The organism is Candidatus Cardinium sp. cBcalN2 (assembly GCF_022810445.1).
Classification (GTDB): Bacteria; Bacteroidota; Bacteroidia; order Cytophagales; family Amoebophilaceae; genus Cardinium.
The window spans coordinates 1-14,668 of sequence record NZ_JAACGD010000071.1 but is presented as its reverse complement, the minus strand read 5'-3'; the positions used below and the strand labels follow the sequence as shown (position 1 = coordinate 14,668).

General features: G+C 36.3%; 9 protein-coding genes and 1 tRNA gene. 2 read left to right on the top strand and 8 right to left on the bottom strand.

The features are described 5' to 3' along the window. Nucleotides 1-162: 162 nt before the first annotated feature. From MUW74_RS02130 to MUW74_RS02100, 7 genes are all read right to left on the bottom strand, one after another. Nucleotides 163-1,527: an ankyrin repeat domain-containing protein gene (locus MUW74_RS02130; RefSeq protein WP_243517877.1), complete on the bottom strand. Its 1,365-nt coding sequence runs from the start codon at nucleotides 1,525-1,527 to the stop codon at nucleotides 163-165. Between the two features lie 561 nt (nucleotides 1,528-2,088). Further along, entirely contained in the window at nucleotides 2,089-5,526 is a 3,438-nt protein-coding gene (gene dnaE, locus MUW74_RS02125; RefSeq protein ID WP_243517875.1) for a DNA polymerase III subunit alpha, read from the bottom strand. 253 nt (nucleotides 5,527-5,779) lie between these two features. After that, a complete protein-coding gene (locus MUW74_RS02120) occupies nucleotides 5,780-6,448 on the bottom strand; it encodes a hypothetical protein (protein ID WP_243517873.1) in 669 nt (222 codons plus the stop codon). A 376-nt stretch (nucleotides 6,449-6,824) separates the two neighbouring features. Next, the gene (locus MUW74_RS02115) at nucleotides 6,825-7,772 is read right to left on the bottom strand and encodes a hypothetical protein (RefSeq protein WP_243517871.1); all 948 of its coding nucleotides are present in this window, start codon (nucleotides 7,770-7,772) and stop codon (nucleotides 6,825-6,827) included. Nucleotides 7,773-8,104: 332 nt separating this feature from the next. Continuing rightward, nucleotides 8,105-8,180 (bottom strand) — tRNA-His (locus tag MUW74_RS02110). A gap of 410 nt (nucleotides 8,181-8,590) precedes the next feature. Next, nucleotides 8,591-8,794, bottom strand: coding sequence for a histone H1 (locus MUW74_RS02105; RefSeq protein ID WP_243517869.1), 204 nt, complete (start codon nucleotides 8,792-8,794; stop codon nucleotides 8,591-8,593). Nucleotides 8,795-9,139: 345 nt separating this feature from the next. After that, entirely contained in the window at nucleotides 9,140-10,639 is a 1,500-nt protein-coding gene (locus tag MUW74_RS02100; protein WP_243517866.1) for a hypothetical protein, read from the bottom strand. Between the two features lie 557 nt (nucleotides 10,640-11,196). Between MUW74_RS02100 and mutL the strand changes: the two genes are divergently transcribed. Both mutL and MUW74_RS02090 read left to right on the top strand, forming a co-directional pair. Next, on the top strand, nucleotides 11,197-13,014 hold the full coding sequence (gene mutL / locus MUW74_RS02095; protein ID WP_243517862.1) for a DNA mismatch repair endonuclease MutL: 1,818 nt from the start codon (nucleotides 11,197-11,199) through the stop codon (nucleotides 13,012-13,014). 49 nt (nucleotides 13,015-13,063) lie between these two features. Next, nucleotides 13,064-14,365 carry an aminopeptidase P N-terminal domain-containing protein gene (locus MUW74_RS02090; RefSeq protein ID WP_243517859.1) on the top strand — a complete coding sequence of 434 codons (1,302 nt, stop codon included), beginning with the start codon at nucleotides 13,064-13,066 and terminating at the stop codon, nucleotides 14,363-14,365. Between the two features lie 64 nt (nucleotides 14,366-14,429). Here MUW74_RS02090 and MUW74_RS02085 read toward each other — a convergent pair. Further along, nucleotides 14,430-14,668: hypothetical protein (locus tag MUW74_RS02085; protein ID WP_243553043.1), on the bottom strand; the 239-nt coding region annotated here is incomplete at its 5' end.

Genomic DNA, 14,668 nt, shown 5'->3' with positions numbered 1-14,668 from the left:
CGTTTTTTTCCTAGCATAAGCCATAGGGGTGAACGGAAACCAGAGAGAAGCCGGATGATGGGAAACTATCAAGTCCGGTTTTGAAGCCGAGTGGGGGAAGGAGGCTTCCCTGGCTTAGATAACAGCCCTGGACACCATTCCTGACAGAGGTTGGCTACTTTTTTAGTCATAAATTAAGTAATCAGTAATAGAAATGGCGTATATCGAAAAGGGGCCGAATGTGACAGATATACTAGCAGCCAATAATAGGCGCATGATTAAAGTAATACCCACTCGTTTAAATTTTATTCCGGTGTAAAATTCGCTTAAGTCTTTTGTAAATGCGTGCGTTATATCCTCCTTGCAGCAAGGGCAAAGATGTTGATACACATAGGAAGGAAAAGGAGTAAACTTGATATGTCCCTTAGATTGATTAATAAACGATCGCACTAGGCAAGATCCATGTGCATAATGGCCACATGAAGCAATTTGAATAGTAGTGGACGCTTCTTTTTTTTTATGACATACTACACAAGTTGGATTTACCTGTCCTGATAAAGACGTATGATGCTTGCTGTACTTCTGGTTAAAAAATGATTGCAAACGTTTATCAACATTTGTTAATTCTTCGTTAAGATATGAATCTAGGCTCACTTTTTCTGGATGGTTGATGGTGGTATTTCGGACATGTTTTTTGGTAGTTTCATCCATCAAGGCCCACAGTGGATTTGCGCCATAGTCTATCAATAACTTAACAGTTTTTTCCTGATCTTTAATATTTTTAATCTTTTTTACCAATTCTAGTGGCGTTTGCATCTTATTGCTTATGCCATTAGGATTTACACCAGCTTCCAGCAGTAGTTTGATAACCTCTATCTGCCCAGGACCATCTCCATTTTTTATTACTTCTGTAAGCAATGTTTCACCCCGTGTATTCCAGCCATTTAAATCTATCTTATGTTCGATTAATCGCTTCATAAATGAGATATAAGCAGGCGTATCAGTAGCTTCTTCATAAGAAGGTGGTTCATTATTGGTAGCTTTTTCATAGGAAGGTGGTGGAGCTGTTGGGTCTCTATATGGGTCATCCAAAGATGCTATCATGAGGGTAACTGGTTGTGCGTTTGATTGCTTTCTGTATGATAACTTTCCGTTACGGGCATATTCCAGTATTAATGAGATGCCGCTATTTTTCACAATAGCTACCCTGACCGATCCAGGCTTATATGGAGTATGCGCATCTATATATCTCCCTCTTTCTACTAAAAAATCCATAGCGCCTGTATCACCTTTTAGTGACTTTGAGACTTCACATAAGCATTTATCAAGATTATGATAATCCTTTGAAACATCCTGATCACTTGTATCAGATGGAGGATCCTTATAAGGCAGACTATCCTTCTTTATATTGGGTGTATTGTTTCTATGCCTAGAACAAGTTTCTAATCCTGTACAAAAATACAAGCAGCCTAACGTAGCAACGATCTGTTTGGCACGCAGTATAATACTGCTCTTTTGCTTTGTTTTTTGATGCGTATTAGTGATCATAAAGATAGTAAGCTACTAATTTATACTGGGTTAATAAATATATAATTGAATTATGATATACATTAAGCATTATTAATAGAAAATACAATAGTTGCACCTCCATTTTTTTTCTATAGGTACAAGCAGAACGGCTAACGTTTGCCTATCTTCATTTTACTGTAGTAAATTTGAAACTTCACTGATTTGTAATTGGCCAGGCTTTTGTTATATACTATCAATAGACGATCGTACCAATACAGTGGAATTACTTGATCCAAAATTAAAAGAAGTTGATATGTCATTAGCAGAAAGATTCAGACAAGAAGGTGAAAATAAAGTCTTGAGAAAGGTAAACTAGAAGGAAAGCTAGAGGGTAAAGAATAAGGTAAAATTAGAGATTTAAGGTATTAGGCAAAATCGTCCGTAAATGTAGGCTAATGATTAAATCATTTAATCAAATTCTTATTTATGACATATTCTGGGTAGATCAAGATATTATCCCATTTGTCTAATACCCTTATAGGCTATTTTTAATTATCTATTCACCACTGTGTTAGAACTACGCACAAAGGAATTTAATAATTAAGTAAATAAGTAAAAATCTATACCTAATTCATTGAATAATCCAAATAGTTCATTGTGTAGCTCTACACGGTATTGACTAGAAAGAGTTGGAATCGTGATTTGGGCTTCATGATCTGTAATAGATATCCTTATAAAGGCTTTACCCGGATAACGTTTGACAGAAGATTCCAACTCATTGACCAACAAAGGTGTGATATGGTCTTCATTTAGCTTTAAATGAACCCCTTTTCCTATTCTTTCTCGTACCTCTTCTAATAAGTTAATCGTTTGCGGTTTAAAGGTTTGTGTGGTTTGGTTCCCATAACGGACAGCTACATTGCCTGTCAAGAAAAGTAATTTACCCACCTCTAATAGATGTTTGTATTTTAAGTAATCTTCGCCAAAAAGCGCAAAGTTTAGTGAGCCATGGTAATCATCTAATGTAACTAAAGCAAAGGAGTTTCCTTTGCTATTTTGTTTAATCGTACAATCGGTAAGTATGCCCGCTATGGTTACTGCTTTTCGACTAGCAGTTAATATATTTTGTGTGGTTACATTACAAAAACTTTTGATATCCAATTTAAATGCATCCAATGGATGACCAGAAATATAAAAACCAACGAGCTCTTTCTCTATACGCAGTTGCTCCAATGAATCATAAGGAGAACAATCTACTGCTTCTGGCTTTTTGATTTGACTGTAAGAGCTAGCGCCAAATAGCGATTGAAGCGCTTCGGTTCGCTCTTTTTGAAGACGATTACGGTATTGTATTACTTTTTCTATAAAGCTGCTACCCGATGCTTCATAGACATACTGCCTTCTATGTAATCCTTCAAACGTATCAAAAGCACCCGATAACGCAAGCGCTTCCATAGTTTTCTTGTTGACGCTTTTGAGTTGGAGTGACTCAACGAAATCAAAAATATCTTTAAAAGTACCTTTTTCTTTTCTTGCTTCTATAATGGCTGTAACAGCTGCTTCACCAGCTCCTTTAATCGCACCTAGGCCAAATCTGATTGCTTTATCTAGCCCAGGACTAAAGTTTACTTGGCTTTGATTGATATCAGGACCCAATACAGATAGCCCTTGCTGGCGACTTTCTTCCATAAAGAAAGCAATCTTTTCAATATCTCCGTGATTATGTGTCAATACTGCAGCCATATATTCGGTAGGGTAGTGGGCCTTTAAATAAGCGGTTTGGTAGGCAATCAGAGAGTAGGCTGCGGCATGCGAACGATTGAAACCGTACTGGGCAAATTTTTCCATGATCTCAAAAACAGCCCATGCTTTTTCTTTAGGCACTTGATGTTTTTCAGCGGAACCTGTTACAAAAATATCCCGTTGCCTAGCCATTTCTGTTGCATTTTTTTTACCCATAGCCTTACGCAATAAATCGGCACCTGCTAGGGTATAGCCTGCCATAACTTGTGCCGTTTGTATGATTTGTTCTTGGTAAATCATAATGCCATAAGTGGGCTTTAGAATGGCTTCTAAAAGTGGATGAGGATATTCAATCGCTTCTTTTCCATGTTTACGGGCAATAAAATTAGGAATAAATTGCATAGGCCCTGGCCTATAGAGGGAATTCATGGCAATCAGTTCTTCCATGGTGGTGGGTTGCAGTTTAATCAGCCATTGACGCATGCCCTCTGACTCAAATTGAAAGGTTCCTTTGGTATTACCCGCTTGGTATAACTTAAAAGTAATGGAGTCATCTAATGGAATGTTATCTATATCTATGGTAATGGATCTGTTTGCCTGAATCAATAGGAGTGCATCCTTAATAATACTTAGCGTCTTTAAACCCAAAAAGTCCATTTTTAACATGCCCGTCTTTTCCAGTACCGATCCGTCATATTGGGTAACCAATAGGTCAGAATTTTTATCTGTTTTAACAGGGATATGTTCTACAATATCGTTGGGTGCGATGATGATGCCAGCTGCATGAATACCTGTATGCCGCACCAATCCTTCTAATCTTTCAGCTAAATCTAATACTTTACCTTCTGGGGTAGTCAGGGCTTTTTTGATTTCAGCTAGTTCTTTTACCTCCTCAAAGGCTTCTGATAAGGTAATGCCTAATTTGTCTGGGATCAACTTAGTCATATAGTTGGCCCGTGCCAAGGGTACACCCAAGACACGGGCTACATCACGTATGGCCGATTTAGCAGCCATGCTACCAAAGGTAATAATGGAGGCTACTTGGTTACGACCATATTTTTGAATCACATAATCAATGACCTTTTTACGACCCTCATCGTCAAAGTCTACATCTATATCGGGCATAGAGACCCGTTCTGGATTCAAAAAGCGTTCAAAAAGTAGGTTATAGCGCAGGGGATCTATTTTAGTAATCCCTATACAAAAAGCCACTAAAGAGCCTGATACTGAGCCTCTTCCTGGCCCTACGATCACACCTAATTCGACAGCTGCTTTAATAAAGTCTTGTACAATTAAAAAATAACCAGCAAATCCGGTTTGGGCAATAATGGCCAATTCATAGTTTAATCTACTTTCTACTTCGCTAGAAATAGTAGCATACTTGGCTTGAGCTCCGGAAAAAGCCAAATGGCTCAGATAGAGATTGGGATCTAAAAACCCACTAGGGAGTTGAAAAATAGGCAGTAGCACATCACGGGCTAAAGAGGGTGTTTCTATTTTGGCTACTAAGTCCAGGGTATTGGTAATAGCCGTTGGGACATCTGCAAAAAGCCGGGCCATCTCTTCTGGAGATTTTAAAAAGAATTGATCGTTGCTAAAACGCATCCGATTGGGATCGTTGTAGTCTTTTCCGGTTTGTAAACAGAGTAATACGTCTTGGGCCAGACTGTCCTCTTGGGCAATGTAGTGGACATCATTGGTAGCAATGACTTTTACCTTATATTTTTCAGCCCAACGGAGTAATATGGCATTACAAATTTCTTGTTCTTCAATACCATGCCTTTGGAGTTCGATATAATAATCTTCACCAAATAGTGCCAACCATTCTAAAAATAGCTTTTCTGCAGCTTTTTCGCCATGTTGAATAATGGTTTTAGGAATCTCTGCACCTAAGCAACAGGTGGTGGCGATTAGCCCTTCTTTGTATTGTTTGAGTAAAGCTTTGTCAATTCTTGGTTTATAATAATAGCCTTCTAAAAAGCCTAGCGAACATAGTTTGGTAATGTTTTGATAGCCTATCAGATTTTTGGCCAATAACAACTGGTGGTAACGGGTTTTATCTTTATGATCGTGGCGGTCGGGTGCCATATAAAATTCGCATCCTATAATCGGTTTTACTCCTTGTTTGGCTGCTGCAGCTACAAAATGGGGTACTCCAAACATATTACCATGATCTGTAATGGCTAATGCATCCATGCCTAGCTGCTTGTTAGCCGTTATTAAACGTTCTACCTTGGCTGCACCATCCAGCAGGGAATATTCTGTATGGCAATGTAAGTGGCAAAAGCGCTGCATATGATTAAAGAGTTTTATGGACTGATTTTTATATTTGACTTAGGTTGGATAACCTAAATAGGTATACACAATAATAATAAAATGAAAATAGAAATTTATGCCAAACTGGATTATACACGCTCATTTAGCTATAAGTGCTTTTACTTAGAAGTTGGTTTGAAATACAATTGCCTTCTTGCATAAGTTTGTATTCCTATTTAAGCACATTAATTAAGTTGGTGAAATATAGGTTGAGATGGATTAACTTTTGTCTTTATTTGGTTATGCGTATCGATTTATCACATTGTGTGCACAAATCAGATAAATTGTTGCCAATCTCATTAATGTCTTCTACATGATTTAGTTGATCTTGTGTAGAATCAGCTAGCGCTTTTGCCTGCTTAAAAGGGAATTCAAGTCTTTTTTTGTTTATTGCATCCAGGTCGTCCCGTTGAAGTTGTATCAACTCTTGGATCTGGTCTTCGGATAGTTTTTGTTGAGGTGATCGTACTTCGTTTTGTCTACGTAATTGTGTTTTGTATTGGTTAATAGTTTTTTCTCTAGCTGTTTCAAAAATTTTTTTAATTTCTTCTTTATTAGAATACTCGGATTCTGTAGAATCGGTAGAGTTAAGTGATCCCGAAAGATTAGGCATAAATGGTTCCTCAAGGGGATTTATCTGCGGTTTTTCATTATTTTCATCATTGTCATCATTGTCAGGTGACTCTGTCTGAGCGGTAGAGATGACCGGCTGCTGAATAAGACTTTCTACTTTAGGGCTTTCCGTAGGTGATTTATCATTATGAAAATGATATTTATCAGGTTTTTGTGAAACTTTTTTGTATTGTTTTTTAGTATTAGATGAACACCTACATCCTTGGCATAAAACTGTAGTTAGAGAAAATAAAATGAGGATTTTAAACAAATTTTTTATGTACCGCATGAGCTTAAAATTAAAAATAAGTCAAGGTTAAATAGATGGTGAGCCATTACCTTGAATGGACGTATAACCATATAACTATACGTATCATAATAAAAAACGAAAGACAAAAATTTATGATAGAACTTCTTGGATTACCTACAGCCACTTATATTACAACCTCTTTTATTAAAAAAAGGTTTGAGAGACTAATTGGCGAAAAAAAGATTGGCTAAAACTTTAAATCAATAAAGACGTCAGGGTGAAAGTACATCCATGCCCAGCTGCTTGTCAGCCGCCATTAAACGTTCTGGCTTGGCTGTACTATAGAGCAGAGAATATGCTGTATGTCAATGTAAATAGCAAAAGCTCTGAAATTGACTAAAATATATAGGTTATACTAGTCTAAATCTGGTTCTATCATCTCTTGTTTCCCTTCTTGCTCTAAGATGTTGTTTAAATCGTTTTTTAGTATAGTGTTCTCTAATACTTTCGCTTGTTTTTCTACTTTTTCTATATTTATTTGTTGAATCTCTTTTACTATAGAATCGGGTATGAGCTGCTTAACGGCTTTTGCTTCTTCTAGGTTGCTCTTGCCTAAATTTACCAAGTTGTTCAAAGAAGTTTGGAGGGCTTGTTGGTCTTCAGCTGAACATTGAAGGAATACTGTTTGCAGTTTTTTACAATAAAGCACAAGACTGTCGTTCTGCACTTGGAGAGTGTAAAGACTTATATTATCCTTAGGGTCTATATAATCTCGTGTAATTGCAAATTCCTTTTGACATACCTCAATAAAGTTTTTTAAGCTAGGTTCAGATATACTAGCTTCTATCTGAAGGTCTTTTTTGGCACCCTTTTTTAAAAGATTGTTCAACTGTGTTCCAGTTTCACGTATGTCTTTTTGTAGCTTTTCTGTCCTTTCTATGGAATCAAATAGATCCTGACGCTTATCAGGAGGTAACTCAAGCAATTTTGCTCTTAACTTAGCATATGCATCATTGGTAATTTTTACCAATTCTTCGATTTGTTGCTCAGGTAGTCCCATTTCACGTAATCCTTCTTTGTATTGCACCATATTTTGTTGCTCAGGTACTTTATACGGTTCTTGAACATTTTCTTGACTAGTATGCTGGTTTACTGTTGAGTTAGTAGATTTAGGTAGCGTGGCACAGGTAGATATAAACTTTTGCGCAAGTAGGTCTACTTTTTTATTTTCTAGCTCATTTTCTGGATTTTTATAATCGTTTTCTTTAGTATTTTCTACAGATACCTTATTATCTTTTTTATTATTTTGTGAGCGTGTTTGGTTAGGATTCGGCAATAGTGACCTGGAGGGACTTGGAGACATAGATTTGTTTTTATTAGAAGAAACCCTCCAAAAACATCCCTGACAAAAGACTATAGCTAAGCAAAATAAGGCAAAGCGTTTAAACCAATTGATTATGTAAATCATAAACTTAAAATTAAAAATATAGATCATTACCAATCACCTTAAATAGGCGTGGACTCAGTGCTGTGGCAAGTTGATGCAGCAAAGGCAAAAACGTCACCTTGATAGGTATAATTGGGGCCAAAAAGCACTCTTTACAGCTGAAAAAACAGCATCGCTACTTTAGCTTCTATCTCAAATTTTCTTTTATTTTATCTGTAAGGGGTACTTTTCGCTTACCCCATAATAATGGGTGAAAGACGGGATTCGAACCCGCGACCCTTGGTACCACAAACCAATGCTCTAACCAGCTGAGCTACATTCACCATAAAGCTAAATCTATAGCCTTTCTAGGGCAATAGAAAAAAGGCTACACAAATATAAAATAAAAAAGTGAATTGTATAAGTTGTATTTCCGGAATTTGATCAAAAAAAGAGTTTTAACTCCACTTTTTGATCAGGTAACAAGCTATTATCTTAAATAGAGTTTTTAGCTTGCTTTTTTATGCATAAAAAAGCAAGCTAAAAACCGAGCCCTGTAAATTGATGTCCTTGCCTGAACGGCGAGGTTTGAGCTAGTTAAAAAATGGGGTAAAAGCTCCTTCTGCTGATGGCAACTTTTATAAGGAGTATTTTTTAGATGTAGACCTATCTATCACAGTGGTGCACTGGGATAGATGGCACGAGCTGCAACAATTTGCTTCCTGGCTGGTGCTTGATGAAGTTGGTTGTTAAGCTTATTTACCATCTGAACCTTTTAGATCCTCCATAGATGATTTAGATGCTGAGACATCAGTTCGAATTTCTTGTGCGATTTTTTTTAGCGTTTGCATCCCCTTACGAACTCTTGTGCCAGCTGCTTTATTGTCTTTCTCATAGAACTTATGAAACTCATCCTCTAATGAAAGTATCAATGTTTTTAATTCTTCAAATCGGTTCATGATCATTAAATTATATAGTGGCTATTTCTTATTACTAGATTATTTTTACTGTTTCAAAAGGCTGCCTATTTGCTTTTCTGGTTATTAATCTAATAAATTTTTATCAAATTATTCTGATCTACCTTTAGAATTTTTGTCTGCGTTTATAGCAATTCTAGCTATAGATAATGTATAGCTACTAGGCACAAGGTTAAAAATTGATGTTTATTAAATTAAAAGCAAAAGTAAAAAACATCTTCTTTTTAATAGTTATTGCCTAGAAACATAATTTTATTTTTGCTGATTGTTTATCTCCGAATCTTCATCTTGATTACCTGTCGAATCAGATTTATTTTCTTGTATATCCTATATTACATATAAGGTGTCTTGATAATCAAGGTTAAAATAATCCTGGTCCTCATAGTTATCATAAATGAAGTTATCATTATCCTGATCAGTATTACCATCATTATCCTCATCAGTCCATGGCTCCTCGTCGGAGACATTATTCTCACTATGTATACATTTTTTATATAAATTATCAAATTTGTATTGCTTATCGTGTCGTGTAAAACATTCATCATCAATGTAACTATCCTCATCAGTGTCTGAATCGAAACTTTGACATATATAATGATGATAATCAGTAATATTAGTTTTCTGGCTAGGTCTATCTAGCATATCCAAATTTTCGTTGTCAGAAAAATAAGCGCTATACTTAGAACCACTATCTGTCAAGTTAGACTGTAAGTTGGCATCATTATCATCTTTTACTGTTGGAATAGACTCCAGTGGGGCCCTAATATCATCAGTTTGGTTAGGTATTGAATGGTGATCATTTTTATCTTCTACTGCTAGGCTAGATTCTGTTTGTAACCTCGTATCAGCAGTCTCGTTGGATTCTTTCGAATCATCTGGAGTAGCTATTTCTGCTTCAGTAGGCTTAATTGGTTTTAACTGATCTACTTGTAGTATTATATTCCTATTTACATCACTGCGCTTATACAGGCTGTCTGTGGAGTATATGTTATTATTTACATCACTGCGCTTATACTGGCTGCCTGTGGAGGATGTGTTATTATTTAATAGCATCAAACGATAACGGTTACCTTTTTTAATATAACCATAAGCAGCATGGCCTAATGGGTTTGCAGAAGGCTGTAAGCTGTTTCCAGCAACCGAAGCAGCACAGATTGCGCTTGTGTATTGAGTAGTATGGCTTGAGAGGTTTTTAATCAACTCAGCAAGCTTACTAGTACATAGACGGGTAGATTCTGTAAACATAAAACCTGCATGCTCAATATCTTGAAGTTTGGTCTTATCTAGGTTATTCTCAAGTAACACTATACTATTTCCAAGACTATTAAGTTCTTTTATGCCATAGTCTTGAGCAGTGAAAATAGTAAAATCACTGTCATAGGTTGCTGCTAACCTATTATTTTTCTTACTCAATGGTGCTACTTCTTTTAAGAACGCATCAAATAACTTGCCATCAAGCTCTATAAAGCTACTAAGTACTGCAATACTACCATCACAATAGGTTAACTTAACTCCTTGACTGGAAAAATCAATGGCTGCACAATCAACCAATGGTTTGGAAGCATAAAAAATGAGTCCTACTTTTCTAGTTTCAGGTACTACATGTTGATTGGGCATATTACATTCTACAAGGCCAAGGTGGCTATCTGAACGTAAACAACTTACTAGACCTAGAATGGGTTTAGCACTATTTTTAGAAGATAGTATTTTAGGTAGTAGCCTTGTATCTCTTTTTGGTAAAATATGAGTATCCGTGTTACCGCATTGAGTCAAGCTAAAACCAAATAAAAACGTACTAATAATTAGTAAAATGATATTTGGACCCATCTTTCGTTTGTATATTAACTGGATTTATTTGTATTTTTTTGCATGATTTTGTTTTTGTTTTTGTTTTTGTTTTTATTATAAGCTACAAAGCCTTACTTAGGCTACTTCTTATAGCAGGCCAGGTGCACTTACAATGCTAGTTGCTTATCATTGTGGTCGCATGATTATTCGTTTGGTACGAGAGCTATTTTGCCAAATTTATTAAAAATAAATAGAATCAGCAAAATTATTCCCCTTATTATTTAATAGATTGCTTTGGTGGGAACGCTTCAGCTTATAATTTAAACGTCGGGCCTCTACTTAACTCCTCATATTAGACCCATTAGACTGCATTTTTTGCCCGTTGTCTTTTTCCTCCAAATTACGTGATATAAGCCAGCTTAAAGAAATCTAATCAACACAGTTAGCTAACCTTTCGTAAGGTTGTTTTATAACAAAAAACTTTTATAACGTTTTATTCTACTTACAAGCCATTATATTTGCAAAGTAGCTTACTTTATTATTTTAAAGTGTGTTTAAACGTTCTAACTATGCTAATCATCTTATAGTCAGTATACATGAATACAATTCGTCTTCTTTCCGACTTACTGATTAACCAAATAGCAGCTGGGGAAGTGGTACAACGTCCTGCTTCTGTGGTAAAAGAATTAGTAGATAATGCCATAGATGCAGGAAGCAAAACCATAAAGATTGTTATAAAAGATGCCGGTAAGCAACTTATTCAAGTGATTGACGATGGTATAGGCATGGGTGCAGTAGATGCTCGAATCTGTTTTGAAAAACATACCACTTCTAAGATTACCCATACAGATGATTTATTTAAGATCCAGACTATGGGGTTTAGAGGAGAGGCTATGGCCTCTATTGCAGCAGTAGCACAAGTAGAAATAGCAACCTGTTTACATGAAGCGTTTATTGGGATTGCTATGGTTATAGAGGGATCTAAGATCAAAAAAGAGGAAGCAATTGCTACATCACCAGGTACTAAGGTTAGTGTTAGAAATCTATTTTATAACGTTCCAGCACGGAGAAATTTCTTAAAATCTAATCCCGTAGAATTCAAACATATCTTAGAAGAGGTCCAACATGCAGCACTTGCCAGAACAGACATTGCATGGAGCCTTTACCACAATGATATGGAAATATATAAACTACAGCCAGAAAAGTTAAGCTATAGAATAGTACATCTCTTTGGAGAAAACTATAAAAAACAATTGATCCCCTGTAAAGAAACTACTAATATAGTGGCTATAGAAGGTTACATAGGCAAACCAGAACAAGCAAAAAAAACAAGAGGAGAGCAGTTTTTATTTGTAAATCAACGTTTTATAAAAAGTCCATTTCTAAATCATGCCATTAAAAATGCCTATGAAAGGCTCTTACCAATAGATAGCTTTCCCTTTTATGTGATTTATTTAACAATTGATCCTCAATTGATTGACATAAATGTGCATCCTACTAAAACAGAGATTAAATTTCAAGATGAAAAGGCGCTTTATGCGATTTTGCAAGCTGCGATAAAAAAAAGTTTAGCTACCCACCATGTAGTCGATTCTTTAGACTTTGAACAAGACACTAATTTTTCTCTGTTACGTTTTAGCCATCCTATTCAAATAAATCATCATGCTACATCTTCAGAAAAAGAGGGTAGCTATAAACCATTTAAAGTAGATCGTACTCGTTCAACTTTCAGGCCACCTACCAATTGGCAAAGTTTATTTACAGATCACAAAGATAGTAGCGAGCCTCTCTCACTTCCATTAAATAAAGCCTCATTAGAGAGAACGATTGAAACATTTCATCAGCAACCTAATGTAGCAACAGCTATACAATTGTATAGCTGTTATATTATGGTACAGGTACAGTCTGGTGCACTTTTAATTGATCAGCAAGCAGCACATGAACGGGTGTTATATGATAAGTTTATAGATCACTTTCAAAATAAAAGTGGTGCATCACAACAGTTGCTGATGCCAGAACATTTAGTAGTAAATCCGGTGGACTATATGGTTTTACTAGACAATGCATCTATTTTGCGTTCATTAGGTTTTATGATTGATCCATTTGGGGAATCTACTATTATTATTCATGGCTGTCCAGCTGAACTGAGCTATCATTCACCCAAACAATTACTAGAAGGACTCATAGAACAGCTCAAGTTTAACAACAGTAAACATAAATTGGAAACGTCGGAGTGTTTCATTAGGGCATTGGCTAAAAAAGCCAGTATACCACATGGTACCAAACTAAATGGTCTTGAAATAGATGTTTTATTGGCACAGCTATTTTCATCTACCAATAGCATGTACACACCAGATGGTAGAAAAGTATCGATCCTGTTATCTAAAGATACTTTGGTAACTTTTTTTAAGTAAAATAATCCAGTATTAGACTTTTAATCGGAACCTTGTAAAGACAATCCCCATGCGTTATCAACATATTGATCCAAATCTATTCATACAGAATAGAAAAAAATTAGCCATGCATCTGCAGCCCAATAGCTTAGTAGTACTTCAGTCCAATGACTTGATGCCCAAAAATACAGATGGAACGATGCCATTTGTCCAAAACAGTGATCTATTTTACCTTTCTGGCCTAGATCAAGAAGAGACGATTTTACTACTTTATCCAGATGCCATCAAAACCGAATGGCGAGCCATTTTATTTATAAAAGAAACAGATGCAACACTAGCTATTTGGGAAGGACATAAATATTCCCAGGAAGAAGCTAGCAGCATAAGTGGGATTACAACCGTATACTGGACTAGCCAGTTTAACCAGATCTTTCATACCCTAATGGGTGTAGTCGACTATATATACCTTAATACGAATGAACATGTAAGGGCTAACTCTTCAGTAGAAACCAGAGACAGACGTTTTATCAGCTGGTGTAAAGCACACTATCCTTTGCACCAATATGCCCGTATCGCACCAATTATGCAAAAGCTACGTGGCATAAAAGAAGAGGCAGAAATTGGGCTTATACAAGAGGCTTGCCATATTACAGAAGCAGGTTTTCGATCGATTTTACCAAGGATTCATGCTGGATTAATGGAATATGAAATAGAAGGAAGGCTTGTCTACGAGTTTATCAGAAGAGGTTCTAGGGGGTTTGCCTATTCGCCTATCGTAGCCAGTGGTGCCAATAGTTGTATTTTACACTATATCAACAATAATAAAGCCTGCCCAGCTGGTGAGTTGCTGCTGATAGATGTAGGGGCAGAATATGCTAATTACTCAGCTGATGTAACACGGGTTATACCTATTGATGGGAAATTTACAACCAGACAAAGGCAAGTATATAATGCTGTACTACGGATTTTACAATCAGCACAAGCACTATTGCGTCCAGGGTTATCTTTTGGGGACTATAACCAAGCAATAATTGCGTTAGTAGAAAGTGAATTGATAGGACTCAAACTTATCAAAGCTGCAGATATTAAAAACCAACCTAAAGGGATGCCCCTCTATAAAAAATATTTCATGCATGGTATTTCGCATCATTTGGGGCTCAGTACCCATGACCTAGGGGATGTGCATGGTACCATGGTAGCTAATATGGTTTTAACTATAGAACCTGGTATTTATATTAAAGAAGAAAATATAGGCATACGACTAGAAAATAATGTGGTGATCAGGTCAAATGGTGTGCAAAACTTAACAGAAAAGATTCCTATAGAGGCAGCAGAGATAGAGGAATTAATGTATATAAAGGTCAAAGGTTGATCAAGGATATCTGTTCCCGACATTGGTAAAAAAAGCTTTTTTGTCAAAAAAAAGTAGTATCTGTTCAAGTTAGTGGCAAATAAGATGTTTTTAACTTACTTTTTTCTTGATAAAAAAGGTAGCCGTTCAGCGCAGTGGCAAAGCTACGTAGAAAAAGTAAAAACGCCCCTTGTAAAATAGTTTCGATCAGCAAGCAGCCCTTACAGCTGAAATAGAAAAACAGCCTGTTTGAAGTCCGCGAAGCGGGCGAGTTCTGTTTTTCCAGCTGTAAGGGCTGCTTACCGAAACTTTTTACTGAGGGCT